We start from the raw sequence: 21336 nt of genomic DNA, 5'->3' as shown, positions 1-21336 counted from the left end.
CCACACTTCTCTACGAGTAAGTGTGGGCTTCCAAGACAATCCGGCTATTGCTGAGGAGGCTCTTGGCTTTAAGAACGGAATGCCCTACCGCTCTATTTTTGATATTGATTGCTGCGTTGTGGTCACGGTCAAGCCTACACTCACAATTAGGGCAGTCGTGCCAACGCTCATGCAGTTTTTTGGGAACTTTCACCCCACAACTAGAACAATCAAGTGAAGTACCCGATGGATTCACAGCAATTACCAACAACCCAGCATTTCCGGCTTTGGTGGTTAGGATTGACAGAAAACTTGACCATCCAGCATCATGCACAGATAAGGCTAGCATGGATCGTGTTAGACCTTTGATGTTTAAATCTTCGTGAACTATGACGTCATATTTTTTTAATAGATGGTTAGCTGTTTTAAATTGAAAGTCACGGCGCTTATCCGCAACTTTCTTGTGTTGCTTTGCAACTTGATTAATCGCTTTCTTGCGCCGATTACTTCCTTTTTTTCGCCGGGATATTCGTTTTTGAATCACCCGTAAGCGCTTCTGAGATTTGCGGTAATGTTGAGGAATTGAAATAGCATCACCCTCAGAAGTTGTCAAAAATGCCTTGAGACCAAGGTCGATACCTGTAATTGAATCTGGATTTAAATCAGGTTTAAGAACTGGAACTGTTGTATCTTCAAGGCTCAAAGTCAAATAATAACCATCAGCTTTTTTTGTGACTGATGCTGTTTTGATTTTAAAACCTTCCGGTATTGGGCGATGTAAAATAACCTTAACGATACCGAACATCGGTAAAGTTATCATATTATCTTGCAAACACCCATCTTTCATCTGTGGATATGTAAAAGTTCGATAACGCTCACGGGGCTTAAATCTTGGTCTACCGCTACGCCTACCATTGCTATCACCTTGAAGAAAACGGTCAAATGTTAGCTTCACTCGTTTAACTATATCCTGTAGTACTTGCGAGTAAATTTCCCTGTACCAAGGATGAGTCTTTTTCAGATGTGGTAACGTTTTCTTTTGTGAGTAATAGTCTGGACTATCCCGTAACTCTGGTATATGGCACACAAGAGGACAAGCATTAATCGGTGAGCGATTGCACTCATACCAATCAAATCTATCAGCCAACAAGAAATTATACTGGGCGCAAAGCATAGACAGCCATCTATCTATTTCAATGGCTTGTTGTTTTGTTGGTCGTAACTTGTATTGGTGTGCTGTTTTCACTTGTCCGTCCTTAGCAGTCAATAGTATGCTAGCATATTTGTAATAACATTGGGTAGACAAATATGAAAACTACTAGATTAAATGTCAGGATGTCTGAACGCAGATTAAACAAGCTCCGCCAATATGCTGCAATCAAGGATAAGACAGTCACGCAGATAGTAGAAGATTGGGTTGATAGACTGCCAAATAAAAATATAGAAACTGTTAAAAACGACGCTGACCTCTTCTCTGTCAAGCCTACGGCTTAAATTGGTCGGAGGTCGCTTCGTTTTTAACCGCCTTATATCTCACCACTGACTCGGAGTACCGAGTACAGTGGGAGGCTTACGGCGAAATAGCTAAAAACTTTTTGGGTTTTTAGGTTTTGATTCCAGGGTTTTCAGCCTACTTTTTTATAAAGCAATATCTGGGGCTTCTCAAAGCAGCGAGGCATTTCCGACAACGACAAATAGACAATTCTTCGTTATCGGAAATCTTTGACAAAATCTCACAGGTGCGATCAACGCTGTAGATTCGCTTGCAACAGATTACAGAATAACTCCCCTTGCTGTATGGCATCATCCAAGGCAATGTGCGCCAATGGAAGATTTTTTAACCATGCAGCAGGTAGATTTTGCTTGCCTGATTGGCTGTAGTTTTGTTTCAGGAATGCCATCGCATAGGAGCGGATATCTAAGGACGAGTATTCAAATGGGCTATCCCCTACAAAGTTCATCAAGTACCAGTAGACAAACATAAAGTCAAAGGCGGCTGGATAGCCAACAAAGATTGGTTGACCTGGCAACACTAAAAGCCAGGAGTGATAAGACTGCATCACCGCCAAAGGGGGCTGTGGGTTGACTCGACTAGCTGCCCAAGCGGCTGGCTGTTCTGACCACCATTTCATGGTTTTGGGATGCCCTTGTGCGCCTGGCAAGGTTTCTAAATTAGCTGTAAAAGTCGCAACCAATTGTTTGTCTGCGGTATACGCAGCTGAGGCAAGACTAAGCATTGAGTGGGGTCCGGGAATCGGGCCATCTGCTTCTATATCGGTGCTGACGTAGATTTCAATTGTCACCTTTTTCCTGCCTGTCTTTCATCATTGCCTGATTTTAGCAACACAGGGAGTTTTCGTGGTTATACCTAGCGCGTCAATTTTGCCATTATGTCGCAAATACTGGACGATGCCCAATCCAAGGGTTAGCTGCTTCTAATTGGGCTGCAAGGCTGATGAGGGTGGCTTCGGCGGCGGGTTTGCCAATTAGCTGTACACTCATGGGTAAATTATTTTGATCAAAACCTACAGGAATAGCGATCGCAGGTTGTCCGGTGGCATTTACTGGCGGACAAGGTGCAACCCAGTGAATAATCTTTTCAAATGTCTCTTCTGGAGTCAAATTAGCCCATTCGCCAACTTGGATCGGTGAATGCAGATAAACAGGCAACACCAAGACATCGACGGTATCGAAAAACGCGACTATTTGCCGTGAAACGATCTGCATTTGGGCAACTGCTTGCAGGTACTCAACGACAGAACCAGTTTGGGCGATTAGCCAGCGGTTCATCAGCTGCAATGCCTCTGGCGGAATTCCGGCAGCGGCGATTCCCGCTTGCCATACGACTTGAAACGGTTCGATTAACCCGCTGACATCTGGAGATTTCTCTTCAACTTGGTGTCCGAGTTGCTCTAATAACTGGACTGTTTGCAAAACAGCTGCTTTGCAGTTGGCGTCAGCTTCCCCGATGGGAGGAATGCTAGTACCATAGGCAATTCGCAAACTACCCAATTTCCCTTGAGTGGCGGCGAGAAATGATGGTTCGGGATTCGGTAACCAGTAGGGATCACCTGTGGCATAACCGGATATGGCATCTAATAAGGCGGCGGCATCAGCGACGGTACGGGCGATTGGTCCATTGGTAGCAATCCCCGCGAGGCGATCGCCTAACGGTGCTTTTGTCACTCTTCCCCGCGATGGTTTTATCCCCACTAAGCCGCAACAAGCCGCAGGGCCACGAATTGAACCACCACCATCAGAACCTTGAGCGATCGCAGATAATCCCGCTGCTACTGATGATGCTGCACCACCACTGGAACCGCCGGGGGTGTAATCCAAATTCCACGGGTTTCTCGCTGGGGGAAATCCCGCGCTTTCGCTGTAAGGAAGTGAACCTATTTCTGAAGTCGCGGTTTTGCCGAGAATAATCAACCCAGCTTGTTTAATTCGCGTCACGACTCCATCATCAAAGTCAGCGATATTGTTCATCAATACCGGATTACCGTAGGTACAGGTAACACCCGCTACAGCGTTGAGGTCTTTGATGGAAATCGGCACACCAAAAAACGGTGGTAGTTCGGCAGTCGTTGTCAGTAATTGGGTTTTGGCTTTGGCATCTGCGATCGCCAATTCTGAAGTTACCGTAAAATAACTTCCCAATTGCGGATTTAAGCGCTCAATCCGTTCTAAATATAATTCCACCAACTCTAGCGGCGACACTTCCCGGCGACGGATTAATTTTGCTAACTCCAGTGCAGGGGTAAAAGCTAAATCAATATCATTCATTGTTGTTGCTACTCATCTGTAATACTGACAAATTGGCAATGAGTTATAGCTTTTACACAATTACCAATTATCAACTAAGAGGCTTGATCTGTCTTCTACTTTTTAGCAAGCTATCATTTGCAGACGCTTATGTCTAGCGACACAAACTTGACAACACATCTAGGGAAAATAAATCAAGACAATAGGCAGCTAATCACAATGAACTCCAAGTTTATCTTTATCCTCAGCCCCAAGAATCAGGTTACCAAGAATAAACTTTACTCCTGCAAGATGCAGTGATACCAAGGTTAGCTTTTAGCGAAATTGAAATATCTTTTTCTAACTTATTTCTTTCCTAATTTCTTATTTTCTCTTCCCTTTGAGGGAAGCATTAGAAAATGCGCCCCTTTTGGTAAGGCTATTTCATTTTAAATTTTGACATTTTATGCATTTACGAGAATGCTCACATCTTGCACGCCTTCGATTAAAATCTTTGATTGCCCTGATACCATTTATAGGCAATTCAGTAAATTAGACAAGCCATTTTTACAACAATTATTTACAATTCTTCCCAAGTTACACGTATAAAACTCGGAATCAGCCTAGTAAAAAATGTCTATTAGTAGTAGGTTGGGTTGAGGAACGAAACCCAAAATTAATTAGCTACTCAAAATCAAAATAATTGTTGGGTTTCACTCTGTTCAACCCAACCTACATACTGCGGGGTAAATGCGTTGGTAAAGTTCTGGGTTGATTTGGAAGGTGAGATGGGACTCGATAGGGGTGTCGTTTTGGGTGGTGAGGTTGAGGGTAATGGCGTGGATGGTTAGGGGAGTTTGTGCGGTGTCGTGTAGGGTTAATTCAGTCTTTATTTGGTGGGTTTGAGTATGGGTGGTCATCTAACTTTATTTCAGAACTGATGAAGTCTTGGTTTGAGGGGGTGCAATAGCTACCTGTATACAATGCATTTTCAGTACTTTTTCAGCCTAAGTTTTACAGTTATCATCAATGTATAGTTTTAAGTAGCTTGGCACAATTAAATATAAAACCTCGTGAACATTCCTCTCCCCCTTCCCTCGTAGGGAAGGGGGCTGGGGGGTTAGGTCTATCTTATATTTTTTAACGCCCACCTACTTATAAAACCTGCATACAATATTAGTAGACTGCTTTAGCAAAACAATCTATAAACTAAAAACCAGAAGTTCACTATCAGAACCATTTAGAGATTTGCATCCCAACACTAAAGCAGGCGGATACCCATTTTTTGCAGATATGGTGTCTAAGTCAGTATAAAATTCCAACAGTTAGTAGGCTGGGTGATTTTTCTGTAGATTTTCCATTTTTTAATATATTGCACTCTGACTTTTAATAAAAAATTTACCATCCAGCCAAAGTTTTTGCCCAGTTATTTGAAACATCATACTGCTCACAAGCACGTAAGAACTCCATGACCTTTTCTTCTTCATCGGGAAAATTAATTACTCCTAAGTTAAATCTTACCTGACGAAATAATCCACGTAAAAGGTAAGTTTCAAAATTCATACATTGGGCAAAAATAGGTTGTTTTTGTAATTGGTAATCTTCTAAAAATCCGCTCCATTCCCAAAGCTCAAAGTCTACAATGGCAATGTACTGCATACTCTTCCAATCCCAGGAATCTTCCATTTCTTCCCATGTATCATCCTTGCCATTCCATACAGCAACTGGATTAAACATACAGAACTCTAAATCTGAGTATTCCCTGTAAGTTTGTGTGAAAGAAATATTTACTCGCCAAGCCATTAGATGGCGAGATTGATAATATTCGGACACCATGTCTTCTGAATAGTAAGCACTACAGAAAGGTTCAATATTCCACTCTCTTGGTTCAGCTTCAATTCCCAAACATTGTAAAAATTCTTTCATTAAATCTAGGGTTCCAGAAGCAACTTGATAAAGACCTGGAGTTACATCAAAACTACAGCCTGTGCGGTCTGAATTAATAATTGGATTCCAAAGTGTGTAGGTTATTCTCATAATAAAGCTCCAACAGTTAGGTCAATATTGGTTACTCACCTGGCCCCTTAAAATTTTGACCTACTTTTTTATTATAAGTTGGCCCTTTTTTACTAGAGTTATGATGCCCGCAAATTACTTGATGGTTATTTATATCATTAAACCAAGCTACACGTTCAGCCTGAGTCTGATTATGACCGATTGTATTCCAATGAGTTCCTACCTCAACTGTATGATCAAGTTCTGGTGTTCCATCGGGACTTTTGCTTTTTTCATTAACTAAGTGGCTATTAATATCAGCTAATATATGAAAATAAGTAAGCTGAGAAATCCATAACAAAAGAATAAGGTAGCTAAGTTATTAAAAATTCTAGCTTATTTCTAGCTGAACTTGATGGGAGTGTCTCCTATTAGATGATAATATGTGGCACTTTGTTGGTAACTAAGAGTCAAAGGGTCTTGTGTTAATAGCAATTTAAAACAGGGTACATCTCCTTCATCATAATGGTCATATGTGGTTTCTTCAATTTCAAACTTAGTTTCTATCCATTGTTCTTGATTCTCTAATAAAAAATAAATTTTCTCCTCTTCTACTCGGAAGTGAAAAGGGACTTCATCACTGGTAACTCCCATGTTGAAATACTTAAATTCCCCCGTTCCATCTTCAAAAAATTGACAGACATCTGAGCTAGCATTAATCGTGGGTTCACTCAACCAAGCTCTGTAAAGCCACTGTTCACGGGGAATTTCGGGCGGAGGCCCAGCTTGTATTTGTTCAATACAATACTCTAAATAATCCCGCACATCCTCGTCGTCTTCTTCTATCAAGACTTCGGTAAGATAGGGAATATCTTCTACTCCACACAGTTGAATGAGTGCACCGGCGGACATATTACATACATAATCTTCACTGTCATATAACATCTCTACTAAAGGTTTTACAGCTTTCTTATCTCCAAGTAAACCAAGTGTCTTGACTGCACGGTATCTGATATAACTTAATACATCGTCCAAGGCATCCAGTATGGCATCTACAGAAGCTGGATCTCGAATTTTGTGCAACGCACAAACAGCATCTATCCGAATAGTCTCATCTGGACTTTTTATACACTCACATAAAGCAGTAGTTGCTCGTCTATCTCGAATGTTTCCTAGAGCGTTAATTGCACTATTCTGAACTAACTTACCAGAGTCTCTTGTTAAAGTGATTAGTGGCTCAACTGCTCGCACAATCTTCATTGTCCCCAAGCAATCAGCTGCTTTTTTCCTTACACCCTCATTCTCATCCAAGAGTGCGTGGATAATTCTATCAATAACAGTTTGGCTATTATAATTTATAACCATTCCAATCATGTCCTGTTTCAGTTCTGCATTTTTGCCTTGCAGTAACTGAACTATATACGGTTCTGCATCTGGTCGCTTTCTTAAGATATACCAGAGGCTAGGCCATTCCCCACTATCAGTTACCTGGAACTGTGCTGCAATTTCTGCTGTAGATAAAGCGTCTAATTCGTTCATTACTTTCCTCTCAATTTTTGTACTCCATGCTTACCAACAACAAATGGAGAAGATTTATTAACATTCATAATTCAGTTTTTTATATAAAAATTTGAATTTTTTCTGTAAAACTATATCAACACTGATAATAACCTCAATGTATATTTTTATAAGACCTTCATACAATATTAGTAAGCTGTTGTGTCTTTAATTTTCCAGAGTGTTCCTGTTACAACAAGGGTTCCAAGCCATAAAAAGTGCAAGTTATACGCGCAACAGCTTAGACTGCTTTAGCAGAACAATCTATAAACTAAAAACCAGAAGTTCACTATCAGAACCATTTAGAGATTTGCATCCCAACACTAAAGCAGGTGGATACCCATTTTTTGCAGGTATAGTGTCTAAATCACTGAAGCAAAAATTCTCTGGAGCCGAATAAGTAAATTCTATTTCCCCGTTTTGATTAAGAGAATACACTTCATACTCATACATCACAAATAGCTGGTTAGCTAAAGCAGCCAATTTAATTAAACTTAGAGGAAATAAATCAATATCTATACTTTCTTTATTACCCTCCGTACTAATCAAAGAGAAGGGCCCAGCAACTGTAGGGACGGGCTTCGGAGGAATGACAGACCAAACTGTCTCATCACGCCAGTTTGCCAAACCAATTTGCTCTGGTTTATCGACTCCATTGTGGTAAAGCATTTGAAATAGATCAGACTCTACACGCAATACATTGGAATTCAAGGCTGAGATGCTACTTAGAATAATTCTCCAGCCCCACTGTGCACGACGAGACTCTATGGATGAAATTTCCGTGAATACAGGTATATTTTCCTTCCAACCTAATTTATAAAAATTATAGGACTTGCCACCACTCAGCAAGAATGAATCCTCATCCCAAACATAACGTAAATCACCAATTCTTGGCATGAGAGGGCATTCAATATCGTATGAAGCACCACCTTCGAGTGATAGCCAGCATCCAGTTGGATTGTCTTCATTCAACGCTAACATAGCTTTGCCATCTGACCGTAAGCACCATTCATCAGTTGCTCCTGAGCTATTGTAGTTTTCCGTGAAAGGAATGTGTGCTTTTATCTGTTCACTCCAAGGATCTATAATTTGAACGCCTGTATTACTATCGTTGATGACAATTTCAGGATGCATAGGTCGTCTATGCAATTTATATAACTCACCTGGCAAAACAATTTTTTTATACACGTCTTTAAACAGATTCGCCATAAACAATTAATACCTCTCCATCTGCATCAGTGTGATTCTCAAGACTAAAGCCATTGATCAAAGCATAATCACTGCAACTATTTGTGTAAGGCTTTACATTTAAGCGTGCTTGAATCTCTTGGAGTGCTGCCTCCAAACGTGGCGCATTACGCTTCCATACTTCTATCTGTGGTTGTGCTACAAGAGTGTAAGGAAGCCAAGCGTCACTCTGGGTACAGACATCAACAATATGGGCATCCAGAGTTGTACCTAGTAGCCAACTGACATCAGGTAATTCATATTCCTGTCCATTAGCATCCAAAACAACGCCCACTCCTAAAATTTTTACATCAGTGGGATAAAGAAAAGAGCGCTGTTGCTCCAGTTGGTCTAAAGTTTTTTCGCATTGAGTTAATAATTCTTGACTACCTGTTGATTCAAGAATTGTGATAGTGATATCTGGTTCCTCTACACGAACTAGATTATTTTCATCAGGTTCAGCACGGAGCCAACCAGAGAAGATTACCCTAGAAGGTTTAAGTAGTTTATGAGCTTCTAGGACTTCAGCTGCTGATTGACACATTTTCAGCAGCACCTGTAATTCTGAGCGACTAGTTGGAAATGCAAGGCGGCATCTATCCTCAAACCACCAGTCTGCAACAACTCCCAGATTTCTATCAACTATCATGTTCATTTTTATAATCTAGGATTTACGCATTGACAAACAATGCTAAATATGTAAGCTGGTTTTATTCATTAAAAATCTTAATCCGTGCGTTCCCTAACGCACCCTACAGGTAAAATGAGTCTCCTGACGCATAAGAACAAGATTAAAAAGGCCCAATATTAGAATGAATTTTTACGGTGCGTAAGTCCTATAATCTACCTAAATTTTTATCCTCACTTTCTGAAATTTTATCTCTATCTAAATATTCCTCAAACAATTCAAAAAATCTATCTAAGGCGGATCTTTCATCTTCAGAGTAAAAGAGAATTATACTTGCCCAAGATTGACTGGTATTAATTTCATATTTTTCTCGTATCCATTGTAAAAACTCCTCAAATTCCTGTTCCTGCCTTGTGGGATGAATACCAAATTGATCTTGAGCAACTTTATATCCAGACCAAAAAGCCAAAAAACTGAAAATAGAATGCTTACCTAAATACATGGAAGGTCTTTGCTTGATTTTTTGTAATAGGTCATATAAATCACTCACGACTAACCTCCTACTATTAAGAACAATAACTATGGAACTTCTATTTTACCTAAAAGGGGATTTCTTCTATTATAAATTTTTTGCCTGCATCTATAATAGGAGAATAAAGATTTTTGAACCAATTTTGTCTGGTAACACCATCACGATTAATATTATCAAACACTAATTCCTGTCCATCTATTTCAACTGAAACTCCTTCATGTTTACTATTAGTTGCAATAGTCTGTTCAATTCCATCATGATAGATATTTCCCCACGGTTCATGCGATGAACCTGTATCAATATTTGCGGTTTTTTATCAAAAAATTTAATGCCTACGGCAGGCTACGCCAACACAAAAAATTAGATAGGGTTGCTATATAGGCTATTGATAAATTATTTGATATTCTGACAAAATTTTGAAATATCTATATCTGGAAATAAAAATATTATATCAGCCAAAAATTGTTGGATTCTATTGCTATCAAGTATAAAATTTTTATCACTAATAAATAATTCTTGCCACGGATATAACGCTCGACATTCAAGTAATAAATTCATATATTCCTCAAAACCAATTGACATTTTGTAATACGAATCCGTATCAATAGAATAGTAATACAAGTCCGGCTCATCCCTGTCATCGAAAAATTTTACGGCCACATAATTATCTTTTTCTAATTCTTCATCTCCAATAAAATCTAAAATTCTGTATCCTGCGAATAGGTTGAATTCTCCTGATATTTGTTCTTCTGGCTCATAAATTAAAAAAATTAAATTAATATTTGCCATTCCATTGGTAGAGTAGTTTTCATTTGTGCTATTTAGATACCTCCATCTGAACGTAAAGCCAGATGTTACTTGATAAAATTTCTTAAACGGTTCCCAAATGTGAAATCCATCAATGCCATGTTCTTCAGCAATAATTTCTTCAAATTCGCCTATATCCGTAGCTGGACGAGAAATTTCGTAGGATAAATCATACTGTTCTGATACTTCCATCTCTCGGAAAATTAATTGCATTTTTTGTATATATTGTTCAAAATTCATTAATGCTATTTCTCCAAATTATTAAAATATGTCTTGCCTGAGTACTATTTTAACTAATAAAAGGCTAGATTTCTTAATTCAAAAATTCAGTTATATAGGACTCATAATTTACAGCACTTCCTGCTGTTATGAGGTACATTTTTTCATCGCCAAGCCTGTAGGGGCGGGGTTTCCCCGCCCTCGATTGTATTGCATTCGACCGGGAACCGCTGTATGCAAAGCTGTTTAAACAAATAAAATTAACCTAGTTATAAAATTTTTTCTCAAAATCTCTTTTCTGAATAAATTATTCAAAACAATTCAATTTCCCCATTAAATTAAAATAAAATTGCGCTTTTATTCTAGTTGCTCTAAAGTATTTATTTTCAAAACTCAGATATAATTGCTGTATGCTCATTTCCTTATTCATCTTCATCTGCAAACAATTTATTTCGCCAAGTTAAAATTTCTTCTGAACAGTGATTATCTATATTTTGTACTGGAGAAATCAGTCTATCACGCCAGTTAACAATACCATTATTAAAATTTTGACAGTCCTCCAAAATTTGTTTAAGCTGATCTACCATATTAATAAGGTCGATCTCATAACAGATAATTCTTAGTTGATGTTTGTACTCTCCAAATGAACGAATAGATAGTTCAACAATATTTTGATTGGCCAAATAGTTGGTAATTATTTGTTTTCCAATTTGTTGAACTACATTTAAGCTATTGCTAAAATCCGATATTATTAGAGCAGTTTTATTGTGTCCGTCACTGTCTTCTAATTCATAATGCCAGCTTGGATCTGCTTCATCAATATAGAATAGTTGAGTAAAAAAAAATTGGCGATGCTGGGGTTTGACTATCAGTAAAAACTCTGATTAACCATCCTTTTGTCCAACTATCTTCCCAAAGATCATCTTTTTCTGTGTAACTAGAAAAATAATAACTGCGAACTGGTATTACTTGCCATGAACTGACATTAATCTCTATCCCAAAAATAGACAAACATTTTTTGACCCAATCCTTCGTACCTCGATTAATACCAGGGAAATTTGCCTGTGTGATATCAAACTCATAAATGCCATTTTCGTAGCTGTAAAAGTTGAACATATTATAAATATGTATCATTGATCCAATTGTTTCATAAAGTTTGTACCAAATGAATTTGTAAACATTCATCACTACATCTATTTTCTGGGCTTTATGAAAATGATTTATTGTGAATGTACTGATTCTCAAAATATAGGGTTCAAAATTCATCTAGCCCATTTAATTCTAGAATTGAGAGCAAACCTTTAAATCCGCCAGAACAAAGATGTTTACCATCTGGTGTAAAAGCTAAACCTTCAATCTGTCCTATGTCAAGGTATTCAAGTGAAACTATGTCTTCACCGTCACTCATACGGTAGATATTAACAATACTACCTTGTGTACCTATAGCAAGATATTTGCTACTAGGATGAAAACACAGCGAACGAGAAGTTATGTCATCTACACTAAATATATCTGGTAAATGCCTTTTACCTGTTGTCAAATCCCAAACATAAACACCATTAGCATAATAACCAATTGCTGCAAAATAGCGCATATCTGGTGAAAATTTGGCCCAATGTGCTTGCAAAGGAGCATCCTCTAACACCTGAACTATTTCGTTTTGATCAATGTCGTAAATTAATACTTGATTTGTGTTATTTCCTACTACCGCAACTTTGGTTCCATCAGGACTAATATCTGCCAAAGCTGGTCTCATATCTGGTGGAATTTCATAATCTGGCACTTCCCAGATCCAATAGCGCTCTGGTTGTTCAAGATCCCAAATATCTATAGTGCTACCAGCTGTTAATATTCGTGGGGATGTCTTGGCAGCAGCTAACCAAATTACTCTTTCTGCATACAAACCAAATTTTAATACTTGTTGAGTTGTTAAATCATATATTGAAACATTTGTTGCATCTTTCAGATAAACTAATTTATTTCCATCAGGTGTGAAAATTGCTGACTCAATGGCAACACCATCTACCTGCTTTATTTCAGTTAAGATATCTAAAGACGGGAGGCTTCTTAAAGTCACAATAGGGTAAGTGCCGTTACCATCATCTAGTTGTCCAACTACAAGCATGGAACCATTTAAACTAATGTCCAATGTACCTATTGCATGAGGATTATTTAATGTAATTATTCGGTTATTCATATTTATTATTCATATTTATATTTATTCTCACATTAATCGCTCCTTGTAAGCCTCCTTCAACTAATTGACTGGTAAACAGGACTTACGCAACTGACACATTATTAGATTTCTATCTCTAGCCAGCCAGTAAAAGTTTTTTGTTTTCAGCTTACTCTACACTTACCAACGACAAATGGAGATGACATATCAATATCCCAATATTCATCCTCAAGCTCTAGATTTGTATTATATAGCAAAGTGATTCCACCTATAACCTTGTTAGAATCTCTTTCGGAGTTTTTCTCAACTTCAAAAACATCAGCTATTAGTAAATAATGAAACTTCAGCAATGATCTTGTATAAGTATCTTCAAAGATTATGTTTAAAGAAAAACTTTCTAATTGTGCTTTTAAAGGAACTACAGAAATAATTTTTTCATAAAAAACATGATTTTCATCCCAGTAATCAGATATAGTGAAATTTTCTAAATCAATGTGACTCTCGATTAACGCATTTACATCAATCTGCGAAAATATTTTTTCTAAGTCATTCCAAATTTGATGATTTTCTAAATCTAAAATTTCACTCATAGTATTACTAATCAGTATATTAATTAACCAAGTCGCTTTTTGTTATTTTTCGTAAAAAAATGTGGATAAATAATATTTGCTCAATTATTTATAGATTCATCTTTTTTCGCAATAACATATGGAGATAATACATCTACAAACCAATCTTCACTAACCAATTCTAACTTGGTATTAAAACTTAGAAACATATGACCAGTTTTATCAACCTCTTCAATTATTTGATTTTCACACTTACTTCCATCTGCTTTCAGCAAAAAATAAAACTTAATCAAGCGTTCTATATGATTATCATTCCATACTAGGCTAACTGAAGCTGTTTTCAAACTAACAGATAGAGGATTGATAAAAGAAATTTCTTTATAGAAAATTTTTTCATGCCAGTAGCCAGATAGTTTGAAATTTTGGTTATGATTTAGACGTTTCATGGCCAGATCAAGTGGTTGAGTTTGCTCTACAAAATGTTTTAAATCCCTCAAAATATGATGTTTTGTTAAATTAATAGTCATCTGAGTTTCTGCTACTTTTTGTATTAATCATTAGAAATTTTACCAGGAAAGTGCAAAACTACATTAACGCCGTCAATAAATTTCCCATGATAACGGTAATGTGATTGACCTTTTGCTATTGTTTTTGATTTTAGATCGAATCCTTCCAATTGAGATGGAACAAGACCTTGACTACCTTTGGGAGCTACTTTACCTTTGTTAATTGCTTGTAAATGCTTACTATCTAGATCGTGCTGCTTTCCAAATGCGATTTGTTTATCAGCAAAAGATACTAGACCCCAATCTGTCTTATATACCAGATTAGGCTTAATATTAGACCACTCATTAGGTAAGGTTTCTGTTTGTGAATCTTGTTTTAGTGGTATTTCTTTTTGAATTTGAGCTTTGAGCTTTGTAACTTCTGTTTTTATTCTATCAAATTCTTCGACAGCTAACTCGTATAATCCAGGCTCTTTTTCTGTAGCTCCTTTCGTGCTTTTCCATTCTTCTTCCAGGTTTTGTAAAGCCGATTCATATCCATCCAAATTATATCCAAATTGGGACTCAAGTTTGCCTGCTTGAATCAACTGACGCCGCTGGTTACATAATGTCCGCACTTCATTAATAACTGCTTTGGATTGATTTCGCGTTTCAATAAATTTTTGGCTAAGTGTGTTTTCTTCACCGAATAGCTCGAATAATTCCTTGAGGGCATCTGCAAGGTTATCTTGTGCTGCCTCTGTCTCGCTATCAGCCTGAATAAACTCATTTAGTGCCTTCTGATTTCCGGGAGCGCTATCTGCTTTCTGCTTCTCTTTAACAGCCTCCTGCGCTTCTTTCTGTGTGATGCCGAGGTCTTTGTAGGCGATATTAAGTGACTTTTCAGCTTTTGTGCGATTGTTGCCTTGAAGTTCATTGAGTCGCCCTTGCCATTTATCGAGCTTGGTTTTGACCTGTTCTGGTGTACTTGCCACCATAACCTTAACTAAAGTTTTTACAACTTCAATCCATAAACTATGGCTCTCACCTTTGGCTGTGAAGTTAATTGTTTTGCCTACTTCACCATCACTGCGTTGACTGGTAGGACTTTGATTTTGTTGGGTATTTTGAGGAGAATTATTGGGTTGTTGATTATGTTGAGTTTGACTCCCACGCGGCTGATTATTCTGACCAGGAACAACAGCAGGCTGATTATTCTGACCGGGATTTTTCAGAAAAACCTTAACCTTATCAGCAATAAACGTCACCAATTTATCAAGAGCTTCATCAATTTTACCTTTGATATTCTCCAGCAACTTTCTGACCTTATAGCCCAGATTACCCACACCAATTAGTTTCGCCAAAAAACTAATAATTAGTGATAGACTGCGACCCATCACAGTTTCTACTTTGCTCGATGCTGCTGCTAGATTCCCGGCGGCAATATTCCCAATCGAATCAAATACCGCATTTGCTAATTCGGCTATTTCTTGGGCTTTATCGATGAAGAAAGTAATGGTTTTGTAAACATTCATTACCGCTTCTATGATTGCACCACCAGGAACAAACATCACCAGCAGCTTAGGAATTGCGGCACCGATTACGGCTTCTACCACCATATCTTTCAGCTTGCCGATCATCTCCTCTTTTTGCTGTTCTACATTTTCCATCAATTCACTAATGTTCTGCCAAGCTTGCGCCAAGCCACCTTGGAGTATTTTCTGTAATATCTCTACTCCCTGTTCGGCTTTAGCTAACTTTTTCTCACCTACCTTATTTACTAATTTGAGACGGATTTTTTGATAAGTTATTCCTAATACTTCCAAAGCAATAGATATCAACCCTTGAGCATTAAACTCACTGGGAGCAGTTAACCCAGCAGTAGCCAAAGTTCCAAACAACCACTTCATCATACCTGTTTGGAAATGCTGACTAAAGTTATTCTTAAATTGCTCAAAGCCTCCTGTTACTGCCTTCATCAAATTTTGACAGAACTTAATCGGGTCGCTGGCTATTGTCCCAAACACATTACCTGCTTTTTTCAGGATTGCCATCACCTGTGAAACTGCTCCACCAGCACCTTGCATGAAGCCTTCTAAAGTGAATTCCAGCACTTTGTTACCGACATTGGTAGCGAAATTTTTTACCCGTTCTATTGTTGGTTTAAAAAAGCCTTTAACTTTCTCAATTGCCCCACTAACATCGGTGATATCACTCAATCCTAAAGAGTCTATTGCTTTATTAACTAACCCTTTAATATTCTCAATGGTAATATTGAGTTTGGTGATTTCGTCTTGCCACCATGTAAAAGCCTTTTCCAGCGCCCCTGATTGTTGTAATTTCTCAAATATTTGATCACCACCTGGGACTAATTTAAGAAAAGTACCAACTGCTTTAGTCCCGTTGCGTTCTACTGCTTCGCCAGTAATTGGGTTTCGACCTAATGCTAAGAGTAATAAGTCATAACCAGGAATATCCTTAAGTCGCTGTTCTACTTGGTCTAGTAATTCGCGTTTACGGTCATGAAACCAATCACCTTGAATGCGAGGACTAACACTCAAGGTGCTGATATGCTTTGATTGAACCAATTGATGGTCTTGTTGGGGAAGGGGGCGCTTTTCTTTATTGCTATCTAATGGGGTGTCAGAATTGGGGAGTTGTTTGGCTTGCAGCGCTTGTGTCTCATGAGGAAAGCGATATAAGTCTTTATTACTTGCTCTTGATGTGGCATCAGTGGGGAGTTGCTTTGCTTCAAGTGGTTTAAGTTGTGCAGATTCTGAATGATCTTGTTTGGGGATGATTCCCGGTTCCTTGTTAATCTTTGCTGAAACTTGGGGATTTACCAACTTCTTAGCTGGATTCATCCGCACAGCACCACCCTGCTGCACCACATGAGTTAGTTCATGTGCTGTTAACTCATTCTTACCGGGGGTTTTTCCTGCACCAAAGTAAATATCGCTGCCGTGTGCAAATGCTTGCGCCCCCAATTCCTTGTTCATCTGCACGGCAGTTGTGTCAGTATGCACCCGCACTTGATTAAAATCAGCACCAAACCGGGGTTCCATAAATGAGCGTGTCTGCTCATCTAAAGGAGTTCCCCCACCTGTTTGACTTCCCAAACGACTTTCTAAACTGGGAGTTGCAGGCGTTGCATCACTTTTCCCTGACCTTTGAAGCGTTTCGTCAGTCAGGCGTTGAATTGGTTGCTCTTGGGCAGTTGGTTTCTCTGCATGAACGTGTTTGTTTAACCATTTAGCTTGAGCACCAGGACTGATATTCAGCGTACTAATATGTTTTGCCGGAAGTGCTTTAAGTTGTGTAGATTCTAGATAACTTTCTTTGTTCGTAAAGATTGATTCTTTGTTGGACTTGGCTTGAACTTTGGCTTTAGCGAAGCGTTGAACGAGTGGGGTGATGGATGCTGATAAAGGTTGTTTCTGGATGGACTCTGAAAGTTCTTCTTCTTGGCGTTGAATGGGTTGCTGTTGAACAGTTGGTGTGTCCATTGACATCACCTGTTGTGCCATTGAGTCGGCTTCTTGTTCGTATTTATCCCCTGGTGCGCCTATGGTGAGTTTGGTTTGGAAGAGTGATTTTTCCGAATCGCATAGAGAGCAAGCCCGTTGAACATTTCCGCCATTGGGCGAATTGGCATCTTCATCGCCTGACTCTCCTGACTCACTCATCTGCCGAAGTTCAACAGCTTCATTTGATACTTCTTCAGCTTTGTCGAATGGCTCTAATGTTGGATTTTGGGCTGGGGATAAATCTGTGTTGGCTTTGGGCTGGATAGCAATAGGGTTTGATGGGACTGCTTGTTGCTGATATATATTCCCCGGCTGACCTAGGGTAAGCTTCATCTGAATTCTTGGCGTCTTTGGTGGTGTCGGGCGGGGTGTTAATTTTGAGAAATCAATAAAGCCACCTTTATACTGCTTTGTCTCTTCTTGTTGAGCCTCTATATCAGGCGTTTGTTCTTGTTGGGGCTGACTGGCCTCAGTTTTGGGCTGAACGACAAAGCGACGCGGTGCGAATTGATTTGGTGCTTGTGTGTCTGAGGAGTTGGAAGAATTTTTGGCGGTTCTGTGTTGCCTGCTATACATTTATCCAATCCTCTAAGTAGAAGTTTTTACAAGCCATTGCCAGAAAACACTTTTGATGATTTCCGCTTTTCACCCAACTTACTAGCACCAACAACCACAACCTAACTACAACGGCAGTAAGTCGTTAGATTTATATTTCTCTGCTGCTGACTCACTCAGTTGTTGAATTTCCACAGCTTTATAGAGAATTTTTTTAGTTTGGCAACTCAGTATATACTCTATGTTGTTTTTTTATATTTTTCTCTGGGTAAAAGAAATAAAGCTTGATTTTTAAGTTAATAGTCAATGTGATTTTTATAGAAAAAGCCACCCCAGAGGGGCAGCTTGTACGCATTATTATGTTGGAAAAACTGGTTGTGGTATCTGCATATCATGTTGCTTCCAGATTTCATCCTCAGACGCTGGTTCTGGCGTTGGTTGAGAATTTACAGACTTTGAATGTTCTCTGGAAATGCGATCGCTCTTTGAGCGGGTGCTTTGCGCCATCGCCTACGCCCCGTCGTAGCCGATCGCAATTGTTGTGGTTATCGCAGCAAGAGGAAGCTTAAACTTGCGTCCGGTCAGTCAAAATCTCATAACCAGTTTCTGTCACCAACACTGTATGCTCAAACTGAGCCGACAGCGCTTTATCCATTGTCACTGCTGTCCATCTGTCAGATAATATCCGCGTGTGCTTAGAACCAGCATTCAAAATCGGTTCAATTGCCAAAGTCATCCCTGCACGCAATTTCACATTTGGCATCTCGCGGGTGCGGTAGTTGAACACCGAAGGTTCTTCGTGCAAGTTACGACCAACACCATGTCCGGTGAATTCTTCCACCACACTAAAACGATTCATTTTCACATGGTCTTCAATCGCCCCCGCCAAGTCCAGCAAGTATGCACCCGCCTTGACTTGTTCAATACCTTTATAAAGCGCTTCTTCAGCTACGCGAATCAGTTTAGCGGCTTCTGGTGTCACATCGCCAACGGCAATTGTAATGCAAGAATCACCATGAAAGCCTTGGTAATAAGCACCTGTATCTACTTTTAAGACATCTCCAGCCCGAATTACTTTTTTCGGACTGGGAATGCCGTGTACAACTTCATTGTTAATGCTGGAGCAAATAGAACCGGTAAAACCGTGATATCCTTTAAAGCTGGGTGTTGCATCCATTTCGCGGATGCGTTTTTCGGCATAAGCATCTAAATCAGCCGTGGTCATTCCTGGCTTTACCAACTCAGAAATCTCTTTGAGCACGGTTGCCACAATTTTTCCTGATTGCCGCATAATGTCAATTTCTCGCGGCGATTTAATTTCAATTCCTCGGCGTTGTCTTTTTTCTGTTTTCGGCTGAGTTGTTTGAGAAAGCAAGTTACTGAGAATGTTCATAGGAAATTTATAATTGCTGGTGCTTCACAGCTTAAGTATGAATGTGTTTTCTAGATTAGTTGAGAAATAATATCCTTACTTAAGTTAACTTATTTTTCGCCTCTAGATAAACTGAACCCTGGGAACTGTTAGATGGATATTCAGTTGCGTTTGTTGGCAACAGATAAGTTTTTTAAATATAATTTTTGGAAAAAATTCCGCCCTGTCAAGTTTTTCTCAATAAACCTGGTTATTCTCAAGATTATTGACAATAATATCAACTATTTAACGAGGTTACGTTTTTTCAGCGATTGATATTGACGCCTTACTTTTTTGTGGTATTATAACGGTATAATCTAAAAGCTTTGTTCTGACAAATTATAACTGATGCAGTCACTGACTTTAGTTTAGGTCAGAGCGATAAAATCGGCTTGTCTGGCTTGAGTTTTAATCAGTTGTCTTTGTCTGGTAATGAGATTCGTTTAGGCAGTCAAACCCTAGCAGTGCTGACTGCGTTTAATGCTACTACGCTGACACAGAACGATTTTATCTACCTTTAACTGTATTGGGTGGATAAATGTTTGCCCACCCTACTGCAACGTTGATGGAATCTTGTCAGTTTTTAGCTACAGATATAGGCTAACTCCAAATTGGAGTTAATTCGTCCACAGACAGCAGCACATCCAACCCGTTGGCTAAGTTTGGCTGGTATCAATTACGTCTATGGATTTCATCTGTATGTACTGTTAGTTATATATCTGCTTACCAATCGTATTGGTCGGATTAAGTAGTATAAGAAAGAAAGACCAGATGGCAATGGGAAAAATTCTCGGTCTTCTTGGTTAGTATCAGTGATTACAAGCCTGACAGTAAAACTCAAAAATTGCCACACTAGATAAACACGATCTGGCATTCTACTGAGTGGACCATTGATCATCAGGTGCTGAAAAAAAAGTTTAATTATCAGTGGACTTTTAATTTCCGTGAAAAGCTGTTTTTGCATCCGTACAGCATAAATTAAAATTGTTGGATCGACTTGGATCTGTTCTTGAATAGCCTGCTTTACTTGCGCTGGCAAAGGGGCATTCAGGAGAGTGTTAACTATAAGTAGACCAATAAAGAATGGTCTTTTAAGTTCCAGACTGCTTACTTGCTGCAATAATTGTTCCCAATTCAATGTCTGTTGAATGCGGAATAATTCAGCTAAATCGCAAATCTGAGCTAAAGACTCTCTACCTTCATTAACTCCTCTGGCAACTTGTACAGCGAGGATGATCAACAAATCATCAGAAGAGAAATCGATGATAGATTCACCTTTGAGAGTTAAAAACTTGCTTCGTTGCCACAAAGTTTCAAAATCAGGAAGTTTAAAAGGGAAGTAATCTAAGGGAGTCAGTTCCCAGTGAAGATCCACCACTACTTCTGGTTTCTGACTATGGACAAAAGTTTGTTGCCAACTACCGTCAGTCTCTAGTTGATATTTCTGAGTAATCAATAATTCTTGAACTTTGACTATATCCTGTTGTTTCACCAGAATATCCAAGTCGCTAAACTGCCTCATCGCTAAGTTGTCATAAATAGAAATAGCTAAAACAAGTCCTTTAAAAGGAATTGCTGGAATTTTGTGAGATTGAAAGAGCTTAAGAAGGTTAAGCAATTCGTGACTCAAAAATAAGTTGCGGCTAGCATTAGTGTGATAATGATTCTGAAGCTGAGTTAATACTGTTTTGGGAATAGCTTCTCTCCACATCGTCTTGAAGGTCTGGTACAGGAGTGGTATCGTCCCATGACGATCTGCTATTTGCAGGAGATATGCCCAGTCTATGTCTTGCTGGAGCAGGGTTTGAATTCGCTCTGCTGTTTCAGGGTCTATGTGAGTTCGGGTACAACACAGAAGTAGGTCAATTTCTGGACGGCTAACCTTTGTTGGCAATTGAGTAATAGGCTTGTTTAATGTAATCATA

Annotated in this window: 22 protein-coding genes; 2 read left to right on the top strand and 20 right to left on the bottom strand. The window is 38.9% G+C overall.

Annotated features, from left to right (window positions below):
* Positions 1–10: 10 nt before the first annotated feature.
* Positions 11–1225 (bottom strand): RNA-guided endonuclease InsQ/TnpB family protein, encoded by a 1215-nt coding sequence (locus tag CYLST_RS20780; RefSeq protein ID WP_015209714.1) that lies wholly within the window; start codon positions 1223–1225, stop codon positions 11–13.
* 62 nt (positions 1226–1287) lie between these two features.
* Here CYLST_RS20780 and CYLST_RS20775 point away from each other — a divergent pair, with 62 nt between their 5' ends.
* The gene (locus CYLST_RS20775) at positions 1288–1473 is read left to right on the top strand and encodes a hypothetical protein (RefSeq protein WP_015209713.1); all 186 of its coding nucleotides are present in this window, start codon (positions 1288–1290) and stop codon (positions 1471–1473) included.
* A 251-nt stretch (positions 1474–1724) separates the two neighbouring features.
* On the opposite strand, the gene CYLST_RS20770 is transcribed toward CYLST_RS20775, so the two are convergent.
* The 17 genes from CYLST_RS20770 to CYLST_RS36055 form a co-directional block, all read right to left on the bottom strand.
* Positions 1725–2282, bottom strand: a complete 558-nt coding sequence (locus CYLST_RS20770) for a 3'-5' exonuclease family protein (RefSeq protein ID WP_015209712.1) — start codon at positions 2280–2282, stop codon at positions 1725–1727.
* 85 nt (positions 2283–2367) lie between these two features.
* Positions 2368–3765, bottom strand: a complete 1398-nt coding sequence (locus CYLST_RS20765) for an amidase (RefSeq protein WP_015209711.1) — start codon at positions 3763–3765, stop codon at positions 2368–2370.
* A gap of 680 nt (positions 3766–4445) precedes the next feature.
* On the bottom strand, positions 4446–4643 hold the full coding sequence (locus CYLST_RS20760; protein WP_015209710.1) for a hypothetical protein: 198 nt from the start codon (positions 4641–4643) through the stop codon (positions 4446–4448).
* Positions 4644–5121: 478 nt separating this feature from the next.
* Entirely contained in the window at positions 5122–5760 is a 639-nt protein-coding gene (locus tag CYLST_RS20755) for a hypothetical protein (protein WP_015209709.1), read from the bottom strand.
* Positions 5761–5791: 31 nt separating this feature from the next.
* Positions 5792–6079 carry a hypothetical protein gene (locus tag CYLST_RS20750; RefSeq protein ID WP_015209708.1) on the bottom strand — a complete coding sequence of 96 codons (288 nt, stop codon included), beginning with the start codon at positions 6077–6079 and terminating at the stop codon, positions 5792–5794.
* 41 nt (positions 6080–6120) lie between these two features.
* A complete protein-coding gene (locus CYLST_RS20745; RefSeq protein WP_015209707.1) occupies positions 6121–7257 on the bottom strand; it encodes a HEAT repeat domain-containing protein in 1137 nt (378 codons plus the stop codon).
* A gap of 282 nt (positions 7258–7539) precedes the next feature.
* Entirely contained in the window at positions 7540–8484 is a 945-nt protein-coding gene (locus tag CYLST_RS20740; RefSeq protein WP_015209706.1) for a hypothetical protein, read from the bottom strand.
* Positions 8468–9157 (bottom strand): hypothetical protein, encoded by a 690-nt coding sequence (locus CYLST_RS20735; protein WP_015209705.1) that lies wholly within the window; start codon positions 9155–9157, stop codon positions 8468–8470. Before CYLST_RS20735 ends, CYLST_RS20740 begins: the two co-directional genes overlap by 17 nt.
* 181 nt (positions 9158–9338) lie before the next feature.
* A complete protein-coding gene (locus CYLST_RS20730) occupies positions 9339–9680 on the bottom strand; it encodes a hypothetical protein (protein ID WP_015209704.1) in 342 nt (113 codons plus the stop codon).
* Between the two features lie 49 nt (positions 9681–9729).
* Positions 9730–9963, bottom strand: coding sequence for a papain fold toxin domain-containing protein (locus CYLST_RS36840; protein ID WP_085960652.1), 234 nt, complete (start codon positions 9961–9963; stop codon positions 9730–9732).
* Between the two features lie 92 nt (positions 9964–10055).
* Positions 10056–10709 carry a hypothetical protein gene (locus CYLST_RS20725; RefSeq protein ID WP_015209703.1) on the bottom strand — a complete coding sequence of 218 codons (654 nt, stop codon included), beginning with the start codon at positions 10707–10709 and terminating at the stop codon, positions 10056–10058.
* A gap of 401 nt (positions 10710–11110) precedes the next feature.
* A complete protein-coding gene (locus tag CYLST_RS34705) occupies positions 11111–11275 on the bottom strand; it encodes a hypothetical protein (RefSeq protein ID WP_157162618.1) in 165 nt (54 codons plus the stop codon).
* A 229-nt stretch (positions 11276–11504) separates the two neighbouring features.
* Positions 11505–11804, bottom strand: a complete 300-nt coding sequence (locus tag CYLST_RS20715) for a hypothetical protein (protein ID WP_172642163.1) — start codon at positions 11802–11804, stop codon at positions 11505–11507.
* A 139-nt stretch (positions 11805–11943) separates the two neighbouring features.
* On the bottom strand, positions 11944–12885 hold the full coding sequence (locus CYLST_RS20710; RefSeq protein ID WP_015209700.1) for a WD40 repeat domain-containing protein: 942 nt from the start codon (positions 12883–12885) through the stop codon (positions 11944–11946).
* A gap of 143 nt (positions 12886–13028) precedes the next feature.
* Positions 13029–13454 (bottom strand): hypothetical protein, encoded by a 426-nt coding sequence (locus tag CYLST_RS20705; RefSeq protein ID WP_015209699.1) that lies wholly within the window; start codon positions 13452–13454, stop codon positions 13029–13031.
* Between the two features lie 80 nt (positions 13455–13534).
* Positions 13535–13960: a hypothetical protein gene (locus CYLST_RS20700; RefSeq protein WP_015209698.1), complete on the bottom strand. Its 426-nt coding sequence runs from the start codon at positions 13958–13960 to the stop codon at positions 13535–13537.
* Positions 13961–13983: 23 nt separating this feature from the next.
* Positions 13984–18021: a phage tail protein gene (locus CYLST_RS36055; RefSeq protein ID WP_015209697.1), complete on the bottom strand. Its 4038-nt coding sequence runs from the start codon at positions 18019–18021 to the stop codon at positions 13984–13986.
* 263 nt (positions 18022–18284) lie between these two features.
* Here CYLST_RS36055 and CYLST_RS20690 point away from each other — a divergent pair, with 263 nt between their 5' ends.
* Positions 18285–18569 (top strand): hypothetical protein, encoded by a 285-nt coding sequence (locus CYLST_RS20690; RefSeq protein WP_041233194.1) that lies wholly within the window; start codon positions 18285–18287, stop codon positions 18567–18569.
* Here the strand turns inward: CYLST_RS20690 and map are convergent.
* Complete coding sequence (gene map, locus CYLST_RS20685) at positions 18566–19393, bottom strand: type I methionyl aminopeptidase (RefSeq protein WP_015209696.1); 828 nt, start codon at positions 19391–19393, stop codon at positions 18566–18568. The two genes, CYLST_RS20690 and map, sit on opposite strands and share 4 nt — an antisense overlap.
* Before the next feature lie 709 nt (positions 19394–20102).
* A complete protein-coding gene (locus CYLST_RS20680; RefSeq protein WP_015209695.1) occupies positions 20103–21335 on the bottom strand; it encodes a nucleotidyltransferase domain-containing protein in 1233 nt (410 codons plus the stop codon).
* Position 21336 lies beyond the last annotated feature (1 nt).

It is taken from the genome of Cylindrospermum stagnale PCC 7417, from assembly GCF_000317535.1.
In the GTDB taxonomy this organism is placed as follows: domain Bacteria; phylum Cyanobacteriota; class Cyanobacteriia; order Cyanobacteriales; family Nostocaceae; genus Cylindrospermum; species Cylindrospermum stagnale.
The sequence above is the reverse complement of the archived record's forward strand: the minus strand, read 5'-3'. Positions and strand labels throughout refer to the sequence as shown.

Bases quoted from the DNA above. Each gene is read 5' to 3' on its own strand.
- CYLST_RS20700 (WP_015209698.1), bottom strand. From the start codon at position 13,960: ATGACTATTAATTTAACAAAACATCATATTTTGAGGGATTTAAAACAT.
- CYLST_RS20680 (WP_015209695.1), bottom strand. From the start codon at position 21,335: ATGATTACATTAAACAAGCCTATTACTCAATTGCCAACAAAGGTTAGC.
- CYLST_RS20745 (WP_015209707.1), bottom strand. From the start codon at position 7,257: ATGAACGAATTAGACGCTTTATCTACAGCAGAAATTGCAGCACAGTTC.
- map (WP_015209696.1), bottom strand. From the start codon at position 19,393: ATGAACATTCTCAGTAACTTGCTTTCTCAAACAACTCAGCCGAAAACA.
- CYLST_RS36055 (WP_015209697.1), bottom strand. From the start codon at position 18,021: ATGTATAGCAGGCAACACAGAACCGCCAAAAATTCTTCCAACTCCTCA.
- CYLST_RS20755 (WP_015209709.1), bottom strand. From the start codon at position 5,760: ATGAGAATAACCTACACACTTTGGAATCCAATTATTAATTCAGACCGC.
- CYLST_RS34705 (WP_157162618.1), bottom strand. From the start codon at position 11,275: ATGGTAGATCAGCTTAAACAAATTTTGGAGGACTGTCAAAATTTTAAT.
- CYLST_RS20765 (WP_015209711.1), bottom strand. From the start codon at position 3,765: ATGAATGATATTGATTTAGCTTTTACCCCTGCACTGGAGTTAGCAAAA.
- CYLST_RS20715 (WP_172642163.1), bottom strand. From the start codon at position 11,804: ATGTTCAACTTTTACAGCTACGAAAATGGCATTTATGAGTTTGATATC.
- CYLST_RS20740 (WP_015209706.1), bottom strand. From the start codon at position 8,484: ATGGCGAATCTGTTTAAAGACGTGTATAAAAAAATTGTTTTGCCAGGT.
- CYLST_RS20725 (WP_015209703.1), bottom strand. From the start codon at position 10,709: ATGAATTTTGAACAATATATACAAAAAATGCAATTAATTTTCCGAGAG.
- CYLST_RS20735 (WP_015209705.1), bottom strand. From the start codon at position 9,157: ATGAACATGATAGTTGATAGAAATCTGGGAGTTGTTGCAGACTGGTGG.
- CYLST_RS20775 (WP_015209713.1), top strand. From the start codon at position 1,288: ATGAAAACTACTAGATTAAATGTCAGGATGTCTGAACGCAGATTAAAC.
- CYLST_RS20710 (WP_015209700.1), bottom strand. From the start codon at position 12,885: ATGAATAACCGAATAATTACATTAAATAATCCTCATGCAATAGGTACA.
- CYLST_RS20705 (WP_015209699.1), bottom strand. From the start codon at position 13,454: ATGAGTGAAATTTTAGATTTAGAAAATCATCAAATTTGGAATGACTTA.
- CYLST_RS20760 (WP_015209710.1), bottom strand. From the start codon at position 4,643: ATGACCACCCATACTCAAACCCACCAAATAAAGACTGAATTAACCCTA.